Below are 25,261 nucleotides of genomic sequence, written 5' to 3' on the forward strand. Positions count from 1 at the left end.
CGTGAGCGGTTGTCACCGGTACCGTCCTCGGTAGATTGACCTAATCACCATTAACTGAAAAACTAGGTTAGTTACCATTAACCGAGTTGTCCATACCCAATGTCTCCCGATCAGACGAGCGGAGTGCCGGCCATGAACAAGGCTGTCGATATGGAGTCCGCCGCGCTCACACCACGGTCGCAGGCCAAGGCCGAGCGCAGGCGGCAACTGCTCGTCGCCGCAGCGCGCCTGATCGCCGAGCGCGGCTTCACCGGCGTACGCCTCGAAGACCTCGGTGCGGCCGTCGGGATCAGTGGGCCCGCCGTCTACCGGCACTTCCCCAACAAAGACGCGCTGCTCGTCGAGATCCTCGTCGACATCAGCCGGCGCCTGTTCGCCGGCGGCACCGCGGTAGAGGAGAACACCTCCGACCCGCACAAGGCACTGGAGGGGCTCGTCGACTTCCACCTCGACTTCGCACTGGGGGAGCAGGATCTCATCCGCGTCCAGGATCGCGAACTGCACTCACTCACCGAAGAGGGGCGACGCCAGGTCCGCACGCTGCAGCGCCGCTACGTCGAAATCTGGGTGGGTGTGCTGTGCCGTATCCATCCGGCCCTTGCCGAATCGGACGCCCGCACCATGGCGCACGCCACCTTCGGACTCATCAACTCCACCCCCCACAGCGCCGATCCGCGCTCACCGCACAGCACCCGCACCGTGCTGCGAAGGATGGCACTCGCAGCACTCGACTCCACTCGGGTGGAGAAGTAGGACCGAGCAGTCCGGAAAGGCAAGGAAACCGATCATGAGCTACTTCGAACGCACCGGGGAGCACTCCTTCCGCGCAACCGAGCATGTGGGTGGCGCATGGAACACCGCGGAACAGCACATCGCACCCGCCTTCGGGCTGCTCGCGCACGTCGTCGAATGCGACCGCGACGCACGGCGCGACGACGGCCTGGTGATCGGCCGCCTCTCCTACGACATCCTCGGGGTCCTTCCGATCGGCGACATGGATGCCGAGGTGACGGTGCTGCGTCCGGGCCGCACCATCGAACTCGTCGAGGCCGTACTCAGCCACGGCGGGCGTGCCGCTGTGCGACTGCGGGCGTGGCTCATGGCTCCGGGTGCCACCGACGCACTCGAAGGCACATCGCTACCTCGGATCGCCTCGCCGGACGAGATGAAACCCTGGGATGCCTCGCAGGTATGGCCGGGCGGGTTCATCGAATCCGCTGAAGTCCGGCGCGATCAGGTAGAGCCTGGACGCGCCTCGTTCTGGGTACGCTCCCCGATTCCGCTGCTCGCCGACGAGAAGGTCAGCGACCTCGCCCACGCTGTCCGGCTCTTCGACATCTCCAACGGCATGACCGTGCGCGCCGACCCGAAGGCCGTTGCCTTCCCCAACCTCGATCTGACCGCCCATCTGTTCAGGCAGCCTCAGGGTGACTGGGTCGGCTTCGACACCACCGTCTCGTACGGGGCCGACGGCATCGGCCTCACCAGCAGCGTCCTGCACGACACCGCTGGACCGCTCGGCACGATGTCGCAGATCCTCACGGTGCGACCCAACTGACGCTGCAAATGCACGTGCCTGTCCTAGGCTGACGCCATGACAGGACCGGCGACGCAGATCAAGTCCCCCGGCGAACTCGCCGATGCCCTCGAATCGACCGGTTACCTCGCCGACGAGGGTGTCGCGATGTCGGCGTTCCTCGCGCTCCGCATGGGCAGGCCCCTGTTCTGCGAAGGAGAACCCGGCACGGGAAAGACCTCGCTGGCCGTCGCACTTGCCGAAGCACTGGGCCTGCCGTTGATCCGGCTGCAGTGCCACGAGGGCATCGACGCCTCACAAGCACTGTACGACTGGGATTTCCCCCGGCAGCTGCTGCACCTGCGCACGATCGAAGCCGCAAGCGATGGAAGTTTCGACGCCGACACCGCCGAACGCTCCCTCTACACCGAACGATTCCTGCTCGCCCGCCCGCTCCTGCAGGCACTCACCGACGCCCCGTGCGTGCTGCTCGTCGACGAGATCGACCGCGCCGACGACGAGTTCGAAGCCTTCCTGCTGCAGATTCTCGACGAGAACTCCGTGACGATCCCCGAACTCGGCGAGATCCGGGCAAGCGTTCCGCCCCTCGTCGTACTCACGTCCAACCGCACCCGTGAGGTGCACGACGCACTCAAACGACGCTGCCTCTACCACTGGGTCGAACACCCCGGCCTCGATCGCGAGATCGGAATCCTGCGCAGGCGTCTGCCCGGAATCGATGCGGCACTCGCTGAACAGATCGCCCGCGCCGTCCACGCTCTCCGCGACGCGGATCTGCTCAAACCCCCGGGTGTCGCCGAATCCCTCGACTGGGCACGGGCGCTGATCGAACTCGACCGCGACGTGCTCGACACCGCGACCGCTGCCGCAACCCTCGGCGCTGTCCTGAAGTATCGCGAAGACCTCGAACGGGTCGCGCGCGCCGGTCTCGACCGACTCCTGGCAGGCTGAACACGTGGGCGACGGTGCGCTCGTCGGCGTTGCAGGGTTCGCGCGAGCCCTCGAAGAGGCCGGTCTCCCGGTCACACTCGACTCCACGCACGCTTACGTTCGCGCCCTGCGTGAAGTGGATGCGAGCGACCCCGCGCACGTGTACTGGACGGGTCGCGCGACCCTCTGCCGCGACCCCGACGACATTCCCCGCTACGACCTCGCGTTCGAAGCCTGGTTCGGCGGCGACCTGCCCGTCATCTCCCGCACCACCGGACAGCAGCAGCGCACCGCCACGGTTGCCGCGCTCACCTCACCGAGTGGATCCGACAGCGAAGGCGACGACTCGCCACGACTCCAGGTTGCCGCCGACGACACCGAGATCCTGCGGCACCGCGACATCGCCGAACTCACCCCCGCCGAACGTGCCCACCTCGACGAGATGCTCACGCTGCTGAAACCCCGCCCCCCGAGACGACCCGCAGCGCGTCTGCAGCCGTCACGACGCGGCACCGTCGACCCCCGGCGCACCCTGCGTGCCATGCTCGCTGCGGGCGGCGAGACAGTACGGCCTGCCCGGCACCGTCGCGCGACCCGTCCACGCCGAGTGGTGCTGCTCATCGACGTGTCCGGCTCCATGAGCCCCTACGCCGACGCGCTCCTGCGTTTCGCGCACGTCGTCACCCGCAGCAACCCTGCTGTCACCGAGGTGTTCTCCCTCGGCACACGCATGACCTGCCTGTCGCGCGCGCTGCGCGCCCGCGATCCTGAACGCGCGCTGGCTGCGGCATCGAGCACCGTTCCGGACTGGGCGGGTGGCACACGTCTCGGCGACACGTTGCGTGCGTTCCTCGATCGTTGGGGCCGGCGGGGCATCGCTCGGGGCGCTGTCGTCGTCATCTTCTCCGACGGCTGGGAACGCGGCGACACGTCTCTGCTCGCCGAACAGATGGCACAACTGCGCCGGCTCGCCCACGCCGTACTCTGGGTCAACCCCCATGCGGGCGCCGACGGCTACGAACCCATCCAGTCCGGGATCTCGGCCGCACTCCCGCACCTCGACCGACTGCTCGCCGGGCACAGCCTTGCGAAGTTGGAGGAACTGCTGAAGGAGGTCCACCGTGCGTGATGTTCTCGACGAACTCGAGCGCCGCTACCGTGCAGGAGAAACCGTCGCACTGGGCACCGTCGTCTCGACGTTCCGGTCCGCGCCACGCGAAGCAGGCGCGTCGATGCTCGTCGCGGGCGACGGCACCGTCACGGGCAGCGTGTCCGGCGGATGCGTCGAGGGTGCGGTCTACGAACTGGGCCGGGAGGTCATCGGTGACGGCAACGCCGTCCTACAGAGATACGGAGTCTCCGACGACGACGCATTCGCTGTCGGCCTGACCTGCGGCGGCATCATCGATGTCTTCGTCGAACGCATCGATCCCGCCGAGTTCACCGCGCTCGGTGATGTCATCGATTCGATCCACGCGGGCGAGCCCGTCGCGATCGCCACCGTCACCGAACATCCCGACCCTGCCGTGGTCGGGCGCCGCATGACAGTGTGGCCGGACCGGACGGACGGCGAACTCCCATCTGCCCGCATGACTGACGCGATCACCGACGACGCGCGCGGCCTGCTCGATGTGGGCCGTTCCGGAACCCTGCACTACGGTCCCGACGGCCAGCGGCGCGGCGAAGGAATGTCCGTGTTCGTCAATGCTTTCCAACCGCGGCCCCGTCTGCTCGTGTTCGGCGCGATCGATTTCGCCGCCGCGATGGCCACGCTCGGTGCCTTTCTCGGCTATCGGGTGACAGTGTGCGACGCGCGCGGTGTGTTCGCGACCCCCGCACGTTTCCCCTCGGCCGACGAGGTGGTCGTCGACTGGCCGCACCGCTATCTCGCCGCCGAACACGAAGCGGGCCGGGTCGACAAGCGCACGGTGATCGCGGTGCTCACCCACGACCCGAAGTTCGACGTACCGCTTCTCGAAGTGGCGCTACGAATCGATGTCGCCTATGTGGGAGCGATGGGCTCACGCCGCACGCACGACGACAGGCTCGCCCGCCTGCGCGAGATCGGTATCACCGAAGACGAGATCGCCAAGCTGAGTTCGCCGATCGGCCTCGATCTCGGTGCTCGCACCCCCGAGGAGACCGCGGTGTCGATCGGCGCCGAGATCATTGCCCTCCGCTGGGGCGGGCGGGGGGAGCGTCTCGCGAACCGGGAGGGGCCGATCCACGCACACGAGGAGTTGTCGCCGCACCCGCCCCACTGATGGCCGAAGGTGACGTTCATACAGTCGAAATGACCGAAGGTGACATTCGGCCTACAGCCCCTGCTCAGAAGTACTGAGCGCCGCCGTCGATCGCAAGACTCTGGGCGGTGACGAATGCGGATTCGTCGGAGGCCAGGAACGCGACCATGTTCGAGATCTCGTCGGCCTCCGCCATGTACTTGTTCAGGAACGGCATGGTCATGCCGCCGAGGCGCGGATTGGACTCCGCGGTCTGTGCGATGCGTTCACGCATGCTTCCCGATCCCATCGGAGTGTTCACCGCACCGGGATGGATGCTGTTGACGCGGATGTCGTGCTGCCCGAGTTCTGCCGCGAAAGCGCGGGCCATGCCGACGAGCGCGTGCTTGCTGGTGGTGTAGTGCACCATGAACGGCTGCAGCTTCACACCGGCCAGTGAGCTGGTGATGACGATCGACCCGCCACCGCGGGTGATGAGGTGCGGCGCGGTCGCGGTGATCGTGTTCCAGACACCGGTGACGTTGATGTCGAGGGTGTCGCGGAAACTCGCGGGCGTGACCTCGTCCCACGTCTGCGGAATACAGATACCGGCGTTGGCGACCACCACATCGAGACCACCGAACTGCGCGACCCCCTCCTCGACCACCGCTTTCATACCGTCGAGATCGCGGACGTCGCACTGCTTCAGGTACGCCTTCGCGCCTTCCGCCTCGACGAGCCGCCGCGTTTCCTCCAAGTCGTCGAGGGTGGCGGAATCGTAGGGGACGCCGGGCAGCGGACCCGCGAGATCGATTCCGACGATCTGCGCGCCTTCACGAGCCAGCCGTACGGCGTGGGCGCGGCCCTGGCCACGGGCAACTCCGGTGATGAACGCGATCTTGTTGTCGAGCCGGGCCATGTCCATTTCCTCTCGCGGTCGGAGCTTCGGCCGCCAGCGCTGATGCGGCCGAGAGATTTCCGTCAATCACCTCCTTTCTACGCGCGGGATACAGGAAGCTGACAGTGACTCATATCACTGGAACACACACACGGGATTGTGGAAAGCACTGGGAGGTCCGATGCGCATCGTGGTCACGGTCGACGGAGCGGTCTACACCGACGACGTCGAACCCCGGCTCCTTCTCGTCCACTACCTGCGAGAACGACTCGGCAAGGTGGGCACTGTCGTGGGATGCGACACCAGCAACTGCGGTGCGTGCACCGTCCTGCTGGACGGCAAGAGCGTCAAATCCTGCTCGGTGCTCGCCGTGCAAGCCGACGACAGGGCTGTCACGACGGTCGAAGGTCTCACGAAGGACGGCGCGCTCCACCCCGTCCAAGAAGCCTTCCGCGAGAAACACGCGCTGCAGTGCGGGTACTGCACGCCCGGCATGATCATGGCGACCGTCGACCTGCTGAACGAGAACCCCGACCCCGACGAGGAGCAGGTCCGGCACGGCCTCGAAGGAAATCTCTGTCGGTGCACGGGATATCAGAACATCGTGGCCGCCGCGCAGGACGCTGCCCGGCGAATGCAGGGAACTCGGACGGAGGATGCCCGATGACCACCACCGAATCACGCAGCACCAGCGGGGTGGAGCCCGAGATCGGGCAGTCCCGTCGCCGCAAGGAGGACGAGCACCTCCTCACCGGCCGGACCCGCTGGACGGACAACATCGTCCTCCCCGGCATGCTGCATGCCGCGATCCTGCGCAGTCCCTTCTCCCACGCCCGCATCACTGGCATCGATGTGGAGGAGGCGAAGACACTGCCCGGCGTCATCGCCGTGTACACGGGCGCCGACCTCGCCGAAGAGCAGGGGAGCCTGCCGTGTGCGTGGCCGATCACCGAGGACCAGCTGGCTCCACCCGCACCGTCACTGGCCGTCGACACCGTCAACTTCGCCGGTGAGGCGGTCGCAGTCGTGGTGGCACGCACCGCCTACGAGGCACACGACGCACTCGATTCCATCGACGTCGACTACGAGGACCTACCGGTGGTGCTCGACCTCACCGACGCGGCAGCCGATACCGAACTGGTGCACCCCGGCCTCGGTACCAACCGCAGCGCCACATGGACATTCGACTCCGCCGAAGCAGGCAGCGGGGGCAACGTCGAGGACGCGATCCGCGACGCGGAAGTTCTCATCGAACGCACCTTTCGTCAGCAACGCCTGATACCTGCGTTCATGGAACCCCGATCGGTGGTCGTCGATCCGACCGCCACGCAGATCACCATGTGGTCGGCCACCCAGGTGCCACACGTGCTCAAGCTGATGCTGGCGATGTCGCTCGGCATTCCCGAGCACAAGTTGCGGGTGATCGCACCCGATGTGGGCGGCGGCTTCGGTGGCAAGCTGCAGGTGACCCCGGAAGAAGTACTCACGCTGCTCATCGCGCGCAGACTCCACAAGCCGGTCAAGTACACCGAGTCGCGTAGCGAGTCGATGGTCGCGGCACATCACGGCCGCGACCAGGTTCAGAAACTCACGCTCGCCGCCCGGCGCGACGGCACCGTCACCGGTTTCAAGGTCGAGCTGCTCGCCGACATGGGCGCCTACCTGCGTCTCGTCACGCCCGGGGTCCCGATCCTCGGCGCGTTCATGTTCACCGGAATCTACAAGTTCGACTCCTACCGCTTCACCTGCACGAACGTGTTCACCAACAAGGTGCCCACCGATGCATACCGCGGTGCGGGGCGCCCCGAGGCGACGTTCGCGATCGAAAGGATGATGGACGAACTCGCCGTCGAACTGTCCATGGACCCGATCGAAGTACGTGAGAAGAACTGGATCAAGCACGAAGAGTTCCCGTTCGATTCGGTGGCGGGCCTGACCTACGACTCGGGCAACTACGAAGCGGCCACTGCGAAAGCCCTGGAACTGTTCGACTACGACGGCCTGCGCCGTGAGCAGGCGCAACGACGTGAATCCAAGGACCCGGTACAGCTCGGCATCGGGGTGTCCACGTTCACCGAGATGTGCGGTCTGGCACCGTCTCGAGTCCTCGGATCGCTGTCGTACGGAGCAGGCGGGTGGGAGCACGCGGCTGTCCGCATGCTGCCCACAGGGAAGGTCGAGGTGGTCACCGGGTCGTCGGCACACGGCCAGGGACACGAGACCGCGTGGAGCCAGATCGTCGCCGATCAGCTGGGAATTCCGTTCGACGATATCGAGATCCTGCACGGCGACACCCAGTCGTCGCCCCGTGGACTCGACACCTACGGGTCACGCTCGCTCGCCGTCGGTGGCATCGCCGTGGTCAAGGCGGCCGAGAAGGTGGTGGCGAAAGCCCGGCCGATCGCGGCGCACCTGATGGAATGTGCGGAAGACGATCTCGAATTCACCGGCGGCCGGTTCAAGGTGAAGGGCACCGAGAAGTCGGTCGCGCTGACCGACGTCGCACTCGCCGTGTTCGCCGCGCACGACCTACCCGACGGCGTCGAGCCCAATCTCGATTCCGAAGCGACGTACGACCCGGACAACTTCTCGTTCCCGCACGGCACACACCTGTGTGCGGTGGAGATCGACACCGAGACGGGGCACGTACGCATCCGCAAGTACGTATGCGTCGACGACATCGGGCACGTTGTGAACCCGCTCATCGTGGAGGGCCAGGTGCACGGTGGTCTGGCCCAGGGGATCTCTCAGGCGTTGTACGAGGAAGCCGTCCACGACGAGTCCGGAACACTGCTCAGCGGCTCGTTCGCCGAATATCTGCTGCCGACGGCAGTGGACCTCCCGAATTTCGTCACCGACCGCACCAACACACCGGCTCCAGGAAACCCGTTAGGAGTCAAGGGAGTCGGTGAAGCAGGCACGATCGCGTCGACACCCGCCGTGGTCAACTCCGTACTCGACGCGCTCCGGCCCTTCGGGGTTCGTTCCATCGACATGCCGTGCACGCCCATGCGGGTCTGGCACGCCCTCCGTTCCGCCGAGGAGACAAACCGATGATTCCCGCTGAATTCGAGTACGCCGCTCCCACCACACTCGACGAGGCCGTCTCGGCACTGAACGAAGCCGGTGAAGACGCCAAGGTGCTGGCCGGAGGCCAGAGCCTGATGCCGGTATTGCGACTCCGGATGGCAGCACCGACCACCATCATCGACCTCGGTCGCGTCCCTGACCTGCGCGGTATCCGCGAGGACGGCGACACCGTGGTGATCGGTGCGACCACTACGCACTACGAGGTGCTGCACGATCCGCTCGTCGCCCGGTATGCACAGTTGCTCGCTGAGGCCACCGCCACCGTCGCCGATCCGCAGATCCGCCACCGCGGAACGTTGGGCGGCGCGCTCGTGCATGCAGATCCCGCAGGGGACCTGTCGGCTCCCGCTCTGGCGCTCGACGCGGAATTCGTCATCGTCGGTGCGTCCGGTACACGCACCGTCACGGCGTCGGACTTCTTCGAGGACTACTTCACGACCGCAGTTCGGCCCGGTGAAATCCTTGCGGAGATCCGCATTCCCAAGCACACGGGGTGGCAGGCACGCTACGAGAAGTTCCATCGTGCAGCGCAACAATGGTCGATCGTGGGTGTCGCAGCGACAATCGAGATCGACAATGGCACGATCCGACAAGCGAAGGTCGCCCTGACGAACATGGCGGCGGTGCCCGTACGGGCCCGCGCGGTCGAAGAAGCACTCGTCGGGCAAGCGGCCACCGCCGACACGATCGCGTCGGCCGCCGCACACGCGGCCGACGGGACCGATCCGATGACCGACGGCAATGCCGACGCCGAGTATCGAAGCCACCTGGCGACGGTCCTCGCCCGGCGAGCCGTGACGACCGCGGCGGGACTCTGAGTAGCCCCGCAGAAACGACGCAGGAGAATCGATGCAACTCGAACACCAGCTGTCCGTACCGGCACCCGTCGACGAGGTGTGGGCCGCGCTGCTCGACCCGGAGAAGGTCGCGCCATGCATGCCCGGGGCAACACTGACCGGTGTGGACGGTGACACCTTCACCGGCACCGTGAAGGTCAAGCTGGGCCCGGTCGCGCTCACGTACAAGGGCACCGGTGTCTACGTCGAGAAGGACGAGTCGGCCAAGCGAGCAGTCATCGAAGCGAACGCGAAGGACGCGAGGGGCAACGGGACCGTCAGCGCGACCATCACCATCGTGCTCACCGGCGAGGGTGACCACACCGACGGCACCGTGACAACCGACATGACCATCACGGGCAAGCCGGCGCAGTTCGGCCGCGGCATGATCTCGGACGTCGGCGGCAAGATCCTCGAACAGTTCGCAGCGTGCCTGTCCGAGAAGCTCGGCCCGGCAGCAGCCGAGCACGAGGAGGCTCCGGCCGCAGGCGCGAGCGCTTCCACTCCGGCGGCTGATGCCCCGTCGAGCACTGCTTCTGCACCGGCGAGCGCACCGAAGGCACCGGCGGCGCAGCCCGAAGCCGAGCCGCTCGACCTCATGCACTACGCGAGCGGTTCCGCCGTGCAACGCATCGCGCCGGTCGTGGGGATCGCCGCAATTCTCGCGGTGATCCTCGCGGTGATCCTCCGCAAGCGGTCGAACTGACCGCACCGGACCGATCGCTCCGCGGTGACCGGAAAACCTTCAGGTCACCGCGGAGAGGCGTGTGGTGTGGAGTCCGGCAGCCAGATCGGGCGTGGCGATCACCGACAATTCGGTGCGCAACCAGCGGTGACCCGGGTCGTCGTCGAACTCCTCGTGCCACACCGCCCACTCACGGACGGCGGGAAGCGAGAAGTTCGGTTCGAGGATCCGTAGCTGCGCCACACCGGCGATCCGCCGTGCCATGCGCTCGGGAATGATCGTCACGAGGTCGGTCATCTCGAGCACGTACGGCAACACCGCGATGTTGGTGGTCGTCGCGGACGACCTCGTGCCGATCCCGGCCCGGGACAGAGTCCGGCTCAGGCTCTTGTCGCCGCCGTACTGCAGATAGGACAGCAGCGGGTAGCCCGCGAGCACATCCGCGGTGAGTTCGATACCTGCGTACGGATGTCCGCTCCACACGACCCCGACGTACCGGTCGTGGAGGACGACCCGGCGACGGCACTGTTCGAATTCGGATGTCGCGAGAAGTTGTTCCGGCACCACGGCGAGGTCGACCTCGTGGCGGTGGAAAGCCTCGATCCCGGCCATCGAAAGTGGTTGCATGTCGAACCTGATGCCGTGTGATCGGTACCGATTGCGTCTCAGGAGATTCCGGAGCAGCGTCACCTCCGAGTAGTCCCCGGTCAAGAGCGTGAAGGCACGCTCGGCCGTCGCGGGATCGAACTCGGGGACAGTGAGGATCGAGCGTTCCACAGTGGACAGCACGCGTCGGAGCGGTTCGGCGAGGGCGAGTGCACGCGGCGTCGGCCGCAGTGTTCGTCCGCTCTTGACGAGAAGTGGATCGTCGAACTGCTTGCGCAGGCGCGCAAGTGCGGTGCTGGTAGCGGGTTGCGACATGTTCAGTCGGCGTGCAGCCTTCGTCACATTGCATTCGGTGAGGAGGACATCGAGGACGACGAGCAGATTGAGATCGACTCGACGCAGTTCCACCGCATTTCTCCTCTTCATGGGGGATTGCTCGGCCTGGGGGATCCTATCCCAGTCGCCCGTTACATACTGAACGTCCGGTATCTGTTACATCGAATACCTGATATCCAAATCGGACATGCAATTTGTATAAACGCATGACACGGCCCTAATCTGGCCCAGATCTCACTGGTTGAGTGTTAGATTGCCGATCTTTTTTTCAGGGGAAGGTCCCGATTTCGGCCCGGCCGGTGTGAGACACGGATCAGAAAGGCCAGGCCCACCCCCCATGAGCCTCTTCCGCAACCTACGGCTGCCGACACCGGACAACTGGCGCCTGTGGCAGAAGGTCACGGCGGTTGTCGCTGTGCCCCTCATCGCCGCCTCGCTCTACGGCGGACTGCGCGTGTACGACACCGTCCAAGAGGCGACGCACTACTCCGAGCAGGCCGAGCGGGTGACGATCATCCCCACATTGGCACAGTGGAGCATGGGCGTCGCAGGCGCTGCGCTGGCAAACATGATCCACCTGCCCACCGACAATGCCGCGGCGATCATCTCCGAGAACGAGCCGGCGCTCGACGCGTTCCTCGCCGACAACGAGCTGGATCCCAAGATCATGGGCGCGGTGTCGCGCGCTGTCCAGGAAGGCGAGGCCCTCTACCAGAGCGCCACGCAAGGCGGAGTATCGCGCGAGGCACTCCACGAACAGGTCCAGGGATTCGTCTCCCGGATCACGCTGGTGTTCCGCACCATCGTCGACTCGACCGGCGACTCCCAGGTGCTCGACGATGCCGGCCTGCTCCTCTCCACCTGGGACACCCAGTGGGAGATCATCGACCAGATCGTCGCGTTCGGGGCGCTCATGGACGGGTCCGAGGCGGCGAGCCTCATGTTCACCAACGCGCAGGCCGCCGAGGCGGGCAAGCTCGCGTTGTTCCTCGAGAACGTCAATGATCCCGAGCTGGCAAGCCAGCTCAATGGGCTGATGGACCAACGACGAGCCCTCATCGCGGGTATCGACGACGCCTCCACCGACGTCTCCGCACTGCGCAACTCCATCTTCGGGACCCTGACCATCTACCAGGAGATCGTCGACGGTGCAGGCACCCGCATCGTCACGACACTCGACGATCTCGCGTCCACGGCCAAGCGCGACGCCTGGGGAACGGCCATCGGCGTGACTGTCATCCTCGCCCTCGCCCTCACCCTCGCCCTGCTCGTTGCCGCTTCTCTGATCCGGCCGCTACGACGCCTCCGCAACGACACCCTCCGTGCCGCCGAAGTCGGCCTGCCGGAGGCGATCGCGACGATCAAGAACGGCGCCGACATCGAAACGGTCAATCTCGATCCGGTGCGCGTCACCACGCGTGAGGAGATCGGTGAGGTCGCCCGCGCGGTCGACAACATGAGTGCGGGTGCGCTCCGCCTCGCAGGTGAGCAGGCGGCACTTCGCCGTCAGGTCAACGAGATGCTCGAAACCCTTGCGCGGCGGAACAAGACCCTCGTCGAGCAGCAGCTCACGCTCATCGACTCGCTCGAGCACGAAGAACGCGACCCCACACGACTCCAGAACCTGTTCGCGCTCGACCACCTTGCAGCACGTATGCGACGCACCGGCGATTCGCTGCTCGTGCTCGCAGGCACCCGTCAGCGCATGGGACGCGTGCCCGACACCCCGTTGGGCGACGTGCTCCGCGCCGCGGTCTCCCAGGTCGAGAACTACCAGCGTGTCGATTTCGGTAATGCACCGGAAGGCAGCCTGCTCGGCAGCTCCGTGACCGACATCGTGCACCTCGTCGCCGAACTTCTCGACAACGCGCTCCGCGCCTCCCCACCGGACAGCACTGTCGCATTCGCGTTCTCCCGCGCGGTCGACGGCGGGCTGCTGCTCGAGATCGCCGACCGCGGAATCGGTATCCCGAGCGAGGAACTGATCGACGTCAACGATCGACTCTCGAGCGACGACGAAGGCAACTGGGGAGCCGCCCGACGCATGGGTCTGTTCGTGGTCGCGCGCCTCGCTGCGCGTAACGGGATCACGGTGCGCCTGCGCCCGACATTCGACTCCACGACCAACGCCGGCATCACCGCGAGCGTCTATCTGCCCATCCGACTGCTCAAGGGCGTGGGCAACTCTGTCAGCGACACGTACCAGATCGACCGTCCGCGGCGGCTGCAGCGATCGGCGACCGAGACCGAGCATGCGATCAACCCGTACCCGCTCGCACAGGAGATTTCCGAACGGCCCGCAGGACAGCCGCCGAGGAATTCGTTCTCCGAGAACACAGGGCAGTATGATTCGAGCCCGCAGTACGACCCTGAGGCGCAGTTCGACCCTGAGCCCCAGTACGGCTCCGACTCTCAGTACAACTCCGAGGCCCAGTACTTGCCGGAACCCCAGTACGGTCAGGGCCCACAGCACGGGCAGCCGTACGAGGGTGGTCAGGGGCAAGACGTCGACGGTGAGTGGCAGCAGGATCCAGCACCGCGCTCGCAGAACTCCGGCACGAGCCCGACCATCCAGCGCGGCCGCCTCCATGAGCGGTGGCCGAGCAGGCGCGAGGACTGAGCCCGGGCTCACCGCGAGCCACCGATACCGACATACGTGCGGCTGACGACATTGTCGTCGGCCGCACGTATGTCTGCAGCGTCCGACTCGGTCCGACACGCCCCTCCGGATCGTGATCTTCTCGCAATCATCACCGATGAAAAAGTGACGGCAGACACTTATTCCAAAGAATACCGTTCGGTCTCCCGGTTGCCGGATTCCAGCTCCTACCAGCAGAAATAGTGACGGACCCCGTCGCCTGCACCGGAAACGGCCGCAATGAAGACGTGACCTTTCCGTTATATTCGCCTACGGTCGTGGTAATCCCGGCAACGGGAGTTACAGACCAGCGGCGCCGGGCCGAAATGCACCCGTCGGGGGTGGCCCGGCGTCGCGCCCCTCAGGGCGCTCGCCGTCACGACATGAGCCGGACGGCTCCGAATCCAGCGGCCGCTGCCACCACCGCGAGGACGAGGGTCCCGAGTGCCCCGAAAAACGCAGCGCGGTACCTGCCCTCCTCGAGCAGCCGCACCGTTTCTACGCTCACCGTGCTGAATGTGGTGTATCCGCCGCAGAATCCGACGCCGAGGACGACTTCGAGTCGCCGATCCGCGTCGTGGAGCAAGACGAGGCCCACCAGAATCCCGAGCAACAACGATCCCGACACGTTGACCACGAGCGTCGACCATGGGAACTGCAGGCTCCGACGATTGCGAATCTCGCCGTCCACCACGAATCGCGCCAGCGCGCCGAGGCTTCCCGCAAGAGCCACCCACAGGGACATCACGACGCGCCACGCCGGGCAAGGCGCGCACCCACCGCAATGCCCATACCCGCCGCACAGACGCCCAGAATCACCGAGAGAACCGCGTAGGACGCAGCGAGCACGAGATTGCCGTCACGCCCGAACGTCGTCACTTCGACGGCGAAGGTGCTGTATGTCGTGAATGCGCCGAGCAGGCCCGTCCCCGCGGCAAGGCGAAGCAGGTATCGACGACCCGTATCAGGCCCTGTTCGCAGCAGAGCCTCGAGCAACAAACCGAGAGCAAAGGCTCCCACGACATTGACCGCGAACGTGGCGGTCGGCCAGCCGTGCGGCGAGGAAGGAAACACGAGACCGGCGTAGTAACGACCGAGCGTCCCGAGCGCACCGCCGACGGCGACCGCCGCGAGCGCGGACGGGCGGCGATATGCGGCGGCACCTCGGTCGTCGACCACAGGTCAGTTCCTTCCCGTGAGAAGTAGGAACCTACCGCCGAAACTATGAAGCGGCCACTCGCGCAGCTCGGGCCTCGAGCTCGTCAGCGTCGACCTCTGCACCCCACGCCCGCAGCGCCGACGCGGTCACGCGCAGCGACTCCGCCGACGGCGTCGTGGACGACGCTGCCGGTGCGGGACGACTCTTGCGTCCGGCCAGGGGGAACATCGCGCTGAAGAGCATGCTTGACCTTTCGTGCGGATCTGCCAGGTAGTGCGCACGGCCGAGCGCCCACGACGGAGCTCCCGAACACACAGGTTGTCCGTTACGGGTCTACCACCGAGTAACTTAGATGTGAATGCGAAGTGAGTCACATCGCCGCGCGCGGCAGCGGACCCGACAGGTCACCGCGTGGGACACACGACCGCGATACCCACGAGTGAGCGAAATCATGACGTCCGCACAGGGATCCACGCGTCGAGCACATCGCCCGACTCATCGGATCGGCGCGAACATCTCCTCGGCAAGCAGCGCCGGTGCCTCGAGCGGGAGCAGGCGGCCCGCACCCTGCACGACCTCGACAGTTGCGCCGATCTCGCTCGCGATCTTCCTAAGCGGGGCGACCTGCACGAGCGGGTCCTGATCTCCCACCACGAGCTCCACAGCGCGGCCGTTCCACCGCTGCCACAGCGACCGGCCGATACGAGGCATCCCCGCCAGCGACGTGCAGTACGCGCCGACGCGGCACGACCACCGCAGTGTGGCCTCGTCCGGCTCGAAGCCCGAACCCGCGAGAGCGCGTAGGTAACGCTCGGTGTTCTCGAAGTTCGGCTCATTACGCCATTGGAGGCCCGGAATCAGTGCGCGGTGCCAACGCGCACGTGGTACCAGCCCGAGGGGCGCGGCGAGGACGAGCTTCTCGACCCGCTCGACGTCGGTGATCGCAGCAGCAACCGACGCGGCCCATCCGAGCCCTAGGATCGGTGCCACACCGATCTCCAGGAGGTCGAGGACCTCCGTGAGCCATCGGCCGTACGCGGCGTGGACGTTGCCCTCAGGACGGGTGCATGCGCTGGCCCCGGGCAAGCCGGGCAGGTCGACGAGCAGCACTCGCCGGGACGGATCGAACGAGTCGGCCAGATCGCGCAGGCCCGCAGCAGGGAGGTCACCTCCCGCAAGGACGACGATCGGATGCCCCGCCGCGGGCCCGACGCTGAGCACGTGGGTCTCGCCGAGGGAGGTACGCGCTACCTGCTCGTCGACTGGCCTCGGCCAGTGCGACAGCATTCCTGCACACGCGTGATGGATGACGCTGTCATCGCCGGGACAACGGTACGGGGACTTGGTGAGCATTCCCAGTCACCCACCGATCCGGACCAGAGCTGCATCTTCACAGGTGAACGGCATGTTTGGATCTTCTCTCGTACGTACGACACATCTCTCGCCGACCAGACTTCCGGCACACCGCAGGACACCGTAGCTCACTGTTCGGCACTCACGCCAGCAGGGCTTCTCGAAGCACGCACACCAGTACCAATCTCCCCATCAGCACCATCGGCGGGTATCGTTCCGATCACGTTACGGCCTCCGCCACAGCACCGTACGGTCTTGACCTTCAGCAGATCTCGCGAAAGGAACATGATGGACATCGACGTACTCGTCGTCATCGGCGTCGGCGGAATGGGACTCGCGATTGCGCGGCGACTCGGCGCAGGCCGCACCGTTCTGCTGGCAGACTTCGACGAGGAAACCCTCGGCAACGCCGCAACCACCCTCCACGGCGAGGGCCACACCGTGAAGACGCACGTCGTCGACGTATCCGATCACAATTCGGTGGCCTCGCTCGCCGATTTTGCGGCCGGACTCGGACGCGTCACACACGTTGCACACACCGCCGGGGTGTCACCCGAGCAGGCGCCCATCGACACAGTCCTGAAAGTGGACCTACTGGGTGTCGCACTCGTCCTCGACGAGTTCGCCCGGGTCATCGCTCCGCGCGGGGCCGGCGTCGTGATCGCCAGCATGGCCGGCCACATGGGAGCCCTGCCTTCCGAGCACGAGACGGCGCTCGCTGTCACGCCGGCAGCCGAACTACTCGACCTTCCCTTCCTCGACCCCGAGAAGCTGGGACACCCCGGAATCGCGTACACCGTCGCGAAACGTGGGAATGCCCTGCGGGTGCAGGCAGCGGCGGCTGCGTGGGGAAAGCGCGGGGCGCGAATCAATTCCATTAGCCCCGGCGTCATCTCCACTCCCATGGGCAGGCAGGAACTCTCCGGTGAATCCGGGCAGCGCATGCAATCGATGGTGGACATGTCGGCGACCGGCAGACTCGGCACCCCCGACGACATCGCAGGTGCAGCTGCGTTCCTCCTCGACCCGCAGGCCGGTTTCATCACCGGCACAGACCTTTTGGTCGACGGTGGCGTGGTCGCCGCGGTCCGTGCTGTTCAGCGGGCAGGAACGAACTGATCGGTCAATCAGGCAGTCCTCGTCTCCATTGCACATCCATCGGCAACTCGCCGATCGACTCCAGCACCAGGGGGCGGTAACCGCCGCCGACCTCGGGATCGGGGAAATGTTCCTCGGGATCGATGAACATCACCTCGATCCCGTCGAGGTGCAGCCGACGGACCATCTCGAGCAGAACCCTTCTACCCGCCGGGAACACCGAACGGACGAGGGCCAGGTCGAGCACGAGCCGCGGGGTGACGATCGGTTCGTCGATCAGGTCGCGGACGATCGTCTCCACGTTCGTGAACTGGAGGTCGCCCTGCAACACCAGCAGGGTGACCGCGGTATCTCCGTCTCCGAATTCCCTGCGGCGACGCAGAACCGAGTGCGCAACCATCGGAGCGTCCATGAGATGCAGATTCATGTCTCGTGAAAGACGTTCGCAGACTTCGACCCCGCGAGCACTCGTACCGTGCGAATCGAGACGCGGCGAGAAAACCGAAATCCCCAACTGTCCCGGGAGGATTCCGATGATCCCGCCGGATACACCACTTTTGGCGGGGATCCCGATGTTCGTCAGCCAGTCTCCTGCCGCGTCGTACATTCCGCACGTCGCCATCACCGACAACACTTGGCGCGCCACAGGCCTGGAGAAGATCTGTTCACCCGTATGCGGCTGAACTCCACCGCTCGCAAGGGTGGCAGCCATCATTCCGAGATCGGCGGTCGTCACCCGGACCGCGCACTGTCGTACATACCCTTCGACCACGTCGTCCGGGTCGCCGGTGAATACGTCGTAGCTGCGAAGCAGGTTGGCCAGCGCGATATTTCGGTAACCGTTGTCCAGCTCCGATCCTGCAACCTTGTCGTCGATGTCGAGTTCGCGCCCGGCCAACGACGAGAGCAGCTTCCGGATCTGCTCGACGCCGGAATCCGCCGACGGCGCGGATGCTACGAGGGCATGCGTCGCGAGCGCACCGGCATTGATCATCGGGTTGAGCGGACGACCGGTGTTCCGCTCGAGCGAGATCTCACTGAACGCCTCACCGGACGGTTCCACACCGACATGGTCGAGCACAGCCTCGAACCCGAGGGTCTCGAGTGCGAGACCGTACACGAACGGCTTCGAAATCGACTGGATCGTGAACGTGTCCGCGTAGTCGCCGACCGAGTACGCGTCGCCCTCCGCGGTCACCAGCGACAGCGCGAACCGATCGGGGTCGACCGTTGCCAGCTGCGGAATGTAGTCCGCAAGCTCACCCGAATCGGCCGCGCACGTCTCGAGTACCTCGTTCAGATAATCCGGGATCGGGGACCGCATGGCCTCATTCTGGCCTACCCGGCCCCCGCCCGCCGACTCAATACGAGGTCTCGATCGGTCCGGGGGTCCACCACCCGGTCCGGGTCCTCTCCTCCGTGTCGATGTGCGCAGGTTCGGCCGACGCGTCGAGCGGACGGTACTGCTCGACCGAACCCCAGTCACGGTCCCAGTCGTGGTCGAGGTACGAGGAGATCGTGCGACCACCGAGCAACATCTCGGTCCAGCCGAGCGGGCCGCCACCGTAGTGGTCCTGCCACAGGTTCGTCGAGATGGCTCCGACGCGGTCCGGGAGGACGCGGAACTCTGGGATCTCGGCAACACCGTTGCTGTGCAACATCTGATGCTGGCACGGGAAGTTCAGACCGACCGCCCAATCCAGCAGGACCGGGGACTCGGTACCGAGAACGGCCTGAGCCGTCTGCGTCTGCGGCACACGGGGTGGTGTGAACGCGAGCCACTGTTCCGGTGCCAGATCGTGGTCGTGTGCGACGATGCGCACCGTGTCGGCTTCCGCGGGAAGGGAGTCGAGCGGCACCCGCAGGTTCCGCCACGACGGCGCCGGTCCGATGTCGATCGGGAGGGCGGTCCCGAGTGCGCGCACGGCATCGCCCTCTGCGACGCCGTATTCGAGTTCGATCCGTTGCCCGTAGGTTTCGGTGCCGTCGGCGTCGACAGAGAAGATGCGTCCGGCCGCCGATATCGACACGATGTCGCCGCGCGAGCCCGCCGCATCCGGTTCGGGCAGGCGGTACCAGTCGGTGGTGACGTTCCCGGTGATGCCGCCGTAACTGCCCAGGACCGGGGTCGTGGCGGGATCGAGACCGAACGGCAGCGCGACGATACTGCCGTTTGCACCGGCCTGTCCGGTACCGCCCTGGGTACCTGCCGTGCCACCTGCCGTCTGATCGTTGTCGGAGTCGACGGTGTTCGCGGTGCCCGCGTCGGCGGACTCGTCGTCGGCGGTCAGGTCGTCGGCGACACCATTGGGACTGAAACCATCGCCGCCGCCTGCCACCAGTGCGTTCGCGATGTCGCCACTGACTGGAGCCAGCATTCCCGCGTTGGGATCCATCTCGAGCAGGACGTCGTTCGCCAGACCGCACGAGTTTCCGGTGAGCGCATCGATGTTGGACCTGGCCACCGAGTAGCCCGGGTACTGCGAGACCGCACCCTTCGCGAGGGAGAGCACCTCGAACAGCACCATTGCGGCGGCCGCGACCGTGAGCGGCGGAATCGACCAGAGCCGCGAGGGTGTATCGGTGCGTCTGGAGGCGACAGGGTGGATGTGCCACCACGCCGCCAGCAGCAGTGCGAGCACTGTCAGTCCGAAGAACACGGTGGAGAACCCGAACCCTGCGATCGACGGCGGCTTGTCCCACCACGGCACGCCGTAGCTCGACACGTACCACCATCCGTTGGGGCCGATGAACGACATGGTGACGGTGAACAGCACCGCCGCCGCGAACAACGCGCGATTGCGGCGCGAACGCAGCACCATCGGTCCCACGGCGACCGCCGCGACGATCGCCACCGAGGCAGCCAGGCCGGCGTAGATCCCGAAGTGGTGCGTCCACTTCGTGGGGGCGAACATCATCAGCACCATCGCGCCGAGGGTGATGCCCACGATTCGCCGGGACGGCCCCTGCGCCGCGCCGGGTACCTTGCCACCGCGGCGCATCAGCGCCAGAATTACCGTGATCAGGCACAACACCATCGTGAACACCGCGAAACGACGCGCGAGCGAGCCATCGACGGTGATCTGCAGCAGGTACTGATAGCGAAGGTATTCCTGGAACCACGGCACGCTCGGGCCGACGACATGCGCGGACTGCATCTCCAGCACCGCCGCCAGCGTCTGATCGGCGAACACGGCCGCGAGGATCACCGTTCCCGCCGCGACGATCGGTGCGAGCACGACGAAGAACCCGAACTGGCGGCCACGCGCGAGGACGATGCGGGCGATCGGCCGCGCACCGGCGATCAGCGCGGCAAAGCAGATGATGCCGGAGGGCCCGGCGGTGACGGTGACTGCGCCGACGAGCACTGCCACCGCAGCCGGGAAGAGCCGTCGGGTGGCGATCGCGCGCTCGACGGAGCACCACGTCAGCAGGACACCGGTCGCGACGATCGGCTCAGGACGCAGGCCGTTGTTGAACGGGAGCCAGAACGCCAGGAAGACGAAGGCGCCGGTCCACAGCGGTATCGAGTTCCGGCGGACCGCGGCGCCGATCCGCGGCGCGACCTCGCGACTGATCACCCACCATGCGAGCAGGCCTGCGGCCAGGCCGGGCAGTCGCATCCACACACTCGCGGTGGAGACATGGGTCATGAGGGCGAGCACGTCGTAGAACGGTGTGCCGAACGGCGACTCCGGTACGCCGAACCACCTGAAGTAGTTGGCCATGTATCCGGCTTCGCCTGCCGCCCGGGCCATACCCAGTTGGTAGCCGTCGTCTGCGGTGTTCGCGCCGATGATGTGCCAGAGCAGCAAAGTACCGACCACTACGCCGTCGACCGGGCGGAACGACCACCACGATGAGGGCAGGATGCGGCGGGAACGTCGGCCGTCGGTGGTGTCGAGCCGGTGCAGCGACCACAGCGACACGGCGGTGGCGAGGCCCGCGACAACCATCGCGAGCAGTTTGATCCAGGTCGGAGAGGATGTGAAGCGAGTGTCGAGGGTGGCGTCGACCGCCAGCCCGTCGGGCAGGTCGCCCGTCAGGCCGGTGAACACACCGACCATCTGCGGACGGAGGTCACGCTCGAACACCTGCTCGGTGTCCGCGCCCCCTGCGCCGCTGACGGAGGCGACCGTGCGAGTGGGATTCGAACTCACGGTGAGCGCGCACCCGGGCGCCAGTTCGTCGACGGGCACCGAGACCAGCATCGTGTTGCGCGCGATCACCTCGAGGGTGGCGGGACGTTCGCCGGAGGCCGACGTGACGCGCGCAACAAGCCCGTACCGCTCGGCGTTGGGTGCACCCTGCGGGGATGTCGAGACGATGGTGGTGCCCTCGGCGTCCGCTGCGACGGCGCAGGGGATGGTGATATCGAGTTCGACGGGGGCGTACGACACCAACGGAGCGGTCACACTTGCGCTGGTACCGCCCTGCGGCCAACTCAGCGTTCCTTGGGTCTGCGTCACAGGCAAGAACGGGATCGCCAGCGCCGCGACTATGCCGACGAGCGCTCCGACCAGGGCGATGAGTCGTGCCTGCGTCACCTCGGATCGGGTCGCCGACGGCTCGACTGCCGGTGGTCGGACGGGGTCCTCGGTCGTCCTGGCTTCACTCACGCCACGCGATGCTATCCGAGATGCAGGCGTGCCCCTATTCCAGCGAGACCCGTCACGGTGCTTCGGTCGCATTCGGACGCGGGAGAAACGCTGATCGGAGCGAGTGGTGCCTCCCACTGTTCCCGCATCACGGTGGCGGTAGCGCTGATGGGTCCGGCTCCGGTGTCGACCATGGCCGGTATGACGGTCACGCGGTGAGTGCGACCAGAAGTTCGGGGCCCGGCCAATCCCTCCGGCCACCGCGCTCTGCGGTGCGGATCAGGTCGATGAGCCGATCGTTGACCGGGGTCGCGACACCGTGCTCGCGACCGAGACGCACCACTTCGCCGTTGATCCACTCGACCTCCGTGACACGCCCCATTTCCAGGTCCTCCCACATCGACGACCGGGCGAGCGGATCGATCGCGAGCATCGACGACGCAAGCGTGCGGAACACGACGTCCGGCACTGTCAGCAACAGGGGGATCCAAGACGGCGGCAACGGCGTGAGGCGCGCCGCGGTACGTCCCGCACCCCGCCCGACGCTGAGGGCTTCGCGTTGCGCCGCAGCAATGCAACGTCGATAGGCGCGCTGTGAAAGCTCGGCCTTCAGCGGCAGTCCCGACAGCGCGTTGATCGGATTGTTCAGGTTGAGCAGCAGCTTCGCCCACAGCACCGCATCCATATCCGGCCGAAGAGTCAGCGGGAGTCCTGCCGCGTCGAACTGCGGCAGATACGGCGTGAGCAGACCACTGTCCTCGACCTCGATTCCGCCCTCCGAACCCTGATGGAACCGGCCCCTGCCCTGCGCGACCACATTGAACGGCACCATCCCCGTCAGCACGGGCCGGTCGATCTTCTCTCGTATCAGGGCCGCGTTGGACAACCCGTTCTGCAGGCTGACGACAATCGCATCGTCGCGCAGCAACGGAGCCAGAGTGGCCGCTACCTCCGCTGTGGCGGAGGACTTCACCGTCACCAGCACCAGGGACGCATCGGCGATCACGTCCGGTTCGGTGCGGTAGTCGACGGATCGCCGCCGTACATCGGCGCCGTCCAGATCCGTCAGGTGCAGTCCGTGTTCACGCACCTCGTCGGCGACCCGCTGTCTTCCCACGAACACGACGTCGGCTCCCGCACCCGCCAGCCGCCCGCCGATGTAGCAACCGATGCTGCCTGCCCCGTACACGACGATGGGGGAACGCATACAGAAAACTCCTGTCAGAAAGACGGATTGGAACGGACGAAACGCTCGTCGATGTCGGCGATAGAGCGCGCGCCCGTCAACGCCATGGTGAGGTCGAACTCGGCGATCACGTTGCGGATCACCTCCTCGACCCCGCGCTGCCCCGCTACCGCGAGCCCGTACATGTAGGGGCGGCCGAGCAGCACGGCATCGGCGCCGAGTGCGAGCGCGACGAACATGTCGGCACCGCTTCGGATTCCGCTGTCCAGCAACAATGTCGGCTCACGACCGATTGCGGCCCGGATCTCGAGGAGCGCATCGAGCGAGGCGATCGCGCCGTCGATCTGCCGTCCGCCGTGGTTCGACACCACAACTGCGTCGACGCCGAGATCGACAGCACGCCGCGCATCGTCAGGATGCAGGATGCCCTTGAGCACGATCGGCAGCCTCGTGCGATCACGAAGCGTCGCCAGATGATCCCAGCTCAGCCCGGGATTCGAGTAGATGTCGAGAAACGTCTCTGCCGCGGCCCGCGGCACGGGAGAACGCAGATTGTCGAGGAACTTACCCGGATGATTACGGGTCATCGAGATCAACGTACGGAGCGCACCGAGCGTGACGTCGGGTCGCTCGGTGATCATCTCGCGTGCCGCGTCGATCCGCTGCCGCACGATATCGCGGAACCGCGGATCCGACGTGTACTGGGCGATGCCCTCACCCCGCGCGAACGGCAACGATCCCAGATTCAGGTCTTGTGGACGCCATCCCAGCATGGTCGTGTCGAGGGTGACGACCACAGCTTCCGATCCGATCGTCTCGGCGCGGTGCAGAAGGCTGTCGACGAGCGCCTCGTCCGAACTCCAGTACAGCTGAAACCAGCGCGGCGCATCACCCATCGCGACCGCGCAGTCCTCCATCGGATTGCAGCCCTGGTTGGAGAAGACGTACGGCACGCCCGTCGCGGCTGCTGCGCGCGCGATCGCAAGGTCGCTGTCGGGCGCCATCAACGCGCCCGCCCCGACCGGGGCGAGCAGCAGCGGTGACGACAACGACGTGCCCGCCACGGTCGTGCCGAGGTGGCGTTCAGTGATCCCGTGTGCCATGCGCGGAACGATCGCCCACCGATCGAACGCACGGCGATTGTTGACCATCGTGCGTCCCTCACCTGCACCACCTGCAACGTACGACCACGCTCGGGTGGAGCTGACGCGGCGCGCCTCGCGTTCGAGGTCGCCGAACGCGGTCGGCACGGCGGGCCTGCGGCCCAGCGCACCGTCGCGGTAGACGACACCTTGACGGTCGCGGCCGGGGCCTGCGGTCGCGGGAGCAACAGTTTCGGTCACGAGTTCCCCTATCTCGAGCACTGCGGTGCCACGATCCTTCCGCACTGCGGCAGATGAGGGAACCGTCGAGACCAGCTGGCGTCACCGAATGCACGAATTATCCGAATGTGATGGACTCGGCTGCATGTACCGCGAATACCCGTCGAAGTCCGACGTGGTGACGTGCACGTGGGAACGCCGCAGTCCGCCAGTAGTTGCACAGCTGATAGTTCCGGACGGCTGCCTCGATCTCGTGTGGTTCGGGGACGGCCGAATGGAGCTCGTCGGTCCGGACACCGCACCGCTTCTGGAAGACAATCGCCGGCCTGCGCAATAGCGTTCCGCCCATGAGCAACGATCCGCCCACCATCCGCAGCCGCCACGTCAGTCAGGTCATCGCACGTCCGCCGACGCAGGTGTACGAGTTCGCGGCGAACCCCGACAACCTGCCCGCATGGGCGTCGGGCTTGGCCCAGAGCCACGTCGAACGCGTCGGCGACACCCTCGTGGTGGACTCACCCATGGGTCGTGTCACCGTACGCTTCACCCCGCACAACGAGCTAGGAGTACTCGATCACGACGTCACGTTGCCGTCCGGCACGACAGTGAACAACCCGGTGCGTGTACTCCCGCACCCGAACGGTTCCGAAATTCTCTTCACGGTGCGCCAGATCGGACTGTCCGACGACGAATTCGATCGGGACACCGCGATCGTCGCGGCGGACCTCGAACGCTTGCGTGTACTACTCGAAGAGCTCCCGCGCTGA

The 25,261-nt window shown here is 66.1% G+C and carries 23 protein-coding genes; 12 read left to right on the forward strand and 11 right to left on the reverse strand.

The window, feature by feature from the left end; genetic code table 11:
- Window positions 1-132 precede the first annotated feature (132 nt).
- The 5 genes from ACSYG9_RS09480 to ACSYG9_RS09500 are packed head-to-tail and all read left to right on the forward strand — an operon-like array spanning window position 133 to window position 4,731.
- A complete protein-coding gene (locus ACSYG9_RS09480) occupies window positions 133-753 on the forward strand; it encodes an SACE_7040 family transcriptional regulator (RefSeq protein WP_440126920.1) in 621 nt (206 codons plus the stop codon).
- 34 nt (window positions 754-787) lie between these two features.
- The gene (locus ACSYG9_RS09485) at window positions 788-1,558 is read left to right on the forward strand and encodes a thioesterase family protein (RefSeq protein WP_454842227.1); all 771 of its coding nucleotides are present in this window, start codon (window positions 788-790) and stop codon (window positions 1,556-1,558) included.
- 36 nt (window positions 1,559-1,594) lie between these two features.
- Window positions 1,595-2,488: an AAA family ATPase gene (locus tag ACSYG9_RS09490; RefSeq protein WP_454842229.1), complete on the forward strand. Its 894-nt coding sequence runs from the start codon at window positions 1,595-1,597 to the stop codon at window positions 2,486-2,488.
- Between the two features lie 4 nt (window positions 2,489-2,492).
- Complete coding sequence (locus tag ACSYG9_RS09495; RefSeq protein WP_454842231.1) at window positions 2,493-3,596, forward strand: vWA domain-containing protein; 1,104 nt, start codon at window positions 2,493-2,495, stop codon at window positions 3,594-3,596.
- Window positions 3,589-4,731, forward strand: a complete 1,143-nt coding sequence (locus tag ACSYG9_RS09500; RefSeq protein ID WP_440126924.1) for an XdhC family protein — start codon at window positions 3,589-3,591, stop codon at window positions 4,729-4,731. Before ACSYG9_RS09495 ends, ACSYG9_RS09500 begins: the two co-directional genes overlap by 8 nt.
- Before the next feature lie 64 nt (window positions 4,732-4,795).
- On the opposite strand, the gene ACSYG9_RS09505 is transcribed toward ACSYG9_RS09500, so the two are convergent.
- Window positions 4,796-5,608 (reverse strand): mycofactocin-coupled SDR family oxidoreductase, encoded by an 813-nt coding sequence (locus ACSYG9_RS09505; RefSeq protein ID WP_440126925.1) that lies wholly within the window; start codon window positions 5,606-5,608, stop codon window positions 4,796-4,798.
- 160 nt (window positions 5,609-5,768) lie between these two features.
- Here ACSYG9_RS09505 and ACSYG9_RS09510 point away from each other — a divergent pair, with 160 nt between their 5' ends.
- From ACSYG9_RS09510 to ACSYG9_RS09525, 4 genes are read left to right on the forward strand one after another with little or no spacing between them, the layout of a single operon-like run.
- Entirely contained in the window at window positions 5,769-6,254 is a 486-nt protein-coding gene (locus ACSYG9_RS09510) for a 2Fe-2S iron-sulfur cluster-binding protein (RefSeq protein WP_440126926.1), read from the forward strand.
- Complete coding sequence (locus ACSYG9_RS09515; RefSeq protein ID WP_440126927.1) at window positions 6,251-8,644, forward strand: molybdopterin cofactor-binding domain-containing protein; 2,394 nt, start codon at window positions 6,251-6,253, stop codon at window positions 8,642-8,644. Before ACSYG9_RS09510 ends, ACSYG9_RS09515 begins: the two co-directional genes overlap by 4 nt.
- The gene (locus tag ACSYG9_RS09520) at window positions 8,641-9,495 is read left to right on the forward strand and encodes an FAD binding domain-containing protein (RefSeq protein ID WP_440126928.1); all 855 of its coding nucleotides are present in this window, start codon (window positions 8,641-8,643) and stop codon (window positions 9,493-9,495) included. The genes ACSYG9_RS09515 and ACSYG9_RS09520 overlap by 4 nt, the downstream gene beginning before the upstream one ends.
- A gap of 31 nt (window positions 9,496-9,526) precedes the next feature.
- On the forward strand, window positions 9,527-10,219 hold the full coding sequence (locus tag ACSYG9_RS09525; RefSeq protein ID WP_440126929.1) for an SRPBCC domain-containing protein: 693 nt from the start codon (window positions 9,527-9,529) through the stop codon (window positions 10,217-10,219).
- A gap of 39 nt (window positions 10,220-10,258) precedes the next feature.
- Here the strand turns inward: ACSYG9_RS09525 and ACSYG9_RS09530 are convergent, their stop codons facing one another.
- A complete protein-coding gene (locus ACSYG9_RS09530; RefSeq protein ID WP_440126930.1) occupies window positions 10,259-11,212 on the reverse strand; it encodes a LysR family transcriptional regulator in 954 nt (317 codons plus the stop codon).
- 265 nt (window positions 11,213-11,477) lie between these two features.
- Here ACSYG9_RS09530 and ACSYG9_RS09535 point away from each other — a divergent pair, with 265 nt between their 5' ends.
- Entirely contained in the window at window positions 11,478-13,760 is a 2,283-nt protein-coding gene (locus ACSYG9_RS09535) for an ATP-binding protein (protein ID WP_440126931.1), read from the forward strand.
- A 394-nt stretch (window positions 13,761-14,154) separates the two neighbouring features.
- Here ACSYG9_RS09535 and crcB read toward each other — a convergent pair whose 3' ends face one another.
- The 4 genes from crcB to ACSYG9_RS09555 all read right to left on the reverse strand — a co-directional run bounded on the left by crcB (window position 14,155) and on the right by ACSYG9_RS09555 (window position 16,290).
- The gene (gene crcB / locus ACSYG9_RS09540; protein ID WP_440126932.1) at window positions 14,155-14,523 is read right to left on the reverse strand and encodes a fluoride efflux transporter CrcB; all 369 of its coding nucleotides are present in this window, start codon (window positions 14,521-14,523) and stop codon (window positions 14,155-14,157) included.
- Window positions 14,523-14,957, reverse strand: a complete 435-nt coding sequence (locus ACSYG9_RS09545) for a CrcB family protein (RefSeq protein ID WP_440126933.1) — start codon at window positions 14,955-14,957, stop codon at window positions 14,523-14,525. Before ACSYG9_RS09545 ends, crcB begins: the two co-directional genes overlap by 1 nt.
- A gap of 43 nt (window positions 14,958-15,000) precedes the next feature.
- Window positions 15,001-15,180 carry a hypothetical protein gene (locus ACSYG9_RS09550; protein ID WP_247273837.1) on the reverse strand — a complete coding sequence of 60 codons (180 nt, stop codon included), beginning with the start codon at window positions 15,178-15,180 and terminating at the stop codon, window positions 15,001-15,003.
- A 252-nt stretch (window positions 15,181-15,432) separates the two neighbouring features.
- Complete coding sequence (locus ACSYG9_RS09555) at window positions 15,433-16,290, reverse strand: alpha/beta fold hydrolase (RefSeq protein WP_454842234.1); 858 nt, start codon at window positions 16,288-16,290, stop codon at window positions 15,433-15,435.
- 288 nt (window positions 16,291-16,578) lie between these two features.
- Between ACSYG9_RS09555 and ACSYG9_RS09560 the strand changes: the two genes are divergently transcribed.
- The gene (locus ACSYG9_RS09560) at window positions 16,579-17,409 is read left to right on the forward strand and encodes an SDR family oxidoreductase (RefSeq protein ID WP_454842927.1); all 831 of its coding nucleotides are present in this window, start codon (window positions 16,579-16,581) and stop codon (window positions 17,407-17,409) included.
- Window positions 17,410-17,413: 4 nt separating this feature from the next.
- Here the strand turns inward: ACSYG9_RS09560 and ACSYG9_RS09565 are convergent, their stop codons facing one another.
- From ACSYG9_RS09565 to ACSYG9_RS09585, 5 genes are read right to left on the reverse strand one after another with little or no spacing between them, the layout of a single operon-like run.
- Window positions 17,414-18,712 (reverse strand): glutaminase, encoded by a 1,299-nt coding sequence (locus ACSYG9_RS09565; protein WP_454842235.1) that lies wholly within the window; start codon window positions 18,710-18,712, stop codon window positions 17,414-17,416.
- A gap of 37 nt (window positions 18,713-18,749) precedes the next feature.
- Window positions 18,750-22,007, reverse strand: coding sequence for an arabinosyltransferase domain-containing protein (locus tag ACSYG9_RS09570; RefSeq protein ID WP_454842236.1), 3,258 nt, complete (start codon window positions 22,005-22,007; stop codon window positions 18,750-18,752).
- 11 nt (window positions 22,008-22,018) lie between these two features.
- A complete protein-coding gene (locus ACSYG9_RS09575) occupies window positions 22,019-22,198 on the reverse strand; it encodes a hypothetical protein (RefSeq protein ID WP_440126937.1) in 180 nt (59 codons plus the stop codon).
- On the reverse strand, window positions 22,195-23,193 hold the full coding sequence (locus ACSYG9_RS09580) for a 2-dehydropantoate 2-reductase (RefSeq protein ID WP_454842238.1): 999 nt from the start codon (window positions 23,191-23,193) through the stop codon (window positions 22,195-22,197). Before ACSYG9_RS09580 ends, ACSYG9_RS09575 begins: the two co-directional genes overlap by 4 nt.
- A gap of 14 nt (window positions 23,194-23,207) precedes the next feature.
- On the reverse strand, window positions 23,208-24,515 hold the full coding sequence (locus ACSYG9_RS09585) for an alpha-hydroxy-acid oxidizing protein (protein WP_440126939.1): 1,308 nt from the start codon (window positions 24,513-24,515) through the stop codon (window positions 23,208-23,210).
- A gap of 326 nt (window positions 24,516-24,841) precedes the next feature.
- On the opposite strand from ACSYG9_RS09585, the gene ACSYG9_RS09590 reads away from it, so the two are divergent.
- Window positions 24,842-25,261: an SRPBCC family protein gene (locus ACSYG9_RS09590; protein WP_440126940.1), complete on the forward strand. Its 420-nt coding sequence runs from the start codon at window positions 24,842-24,844 to the stop codon at window positions 25,259-25,261.

This window comes from Rhodococcus sp. SJ-2, assembly GCF_053750035.1.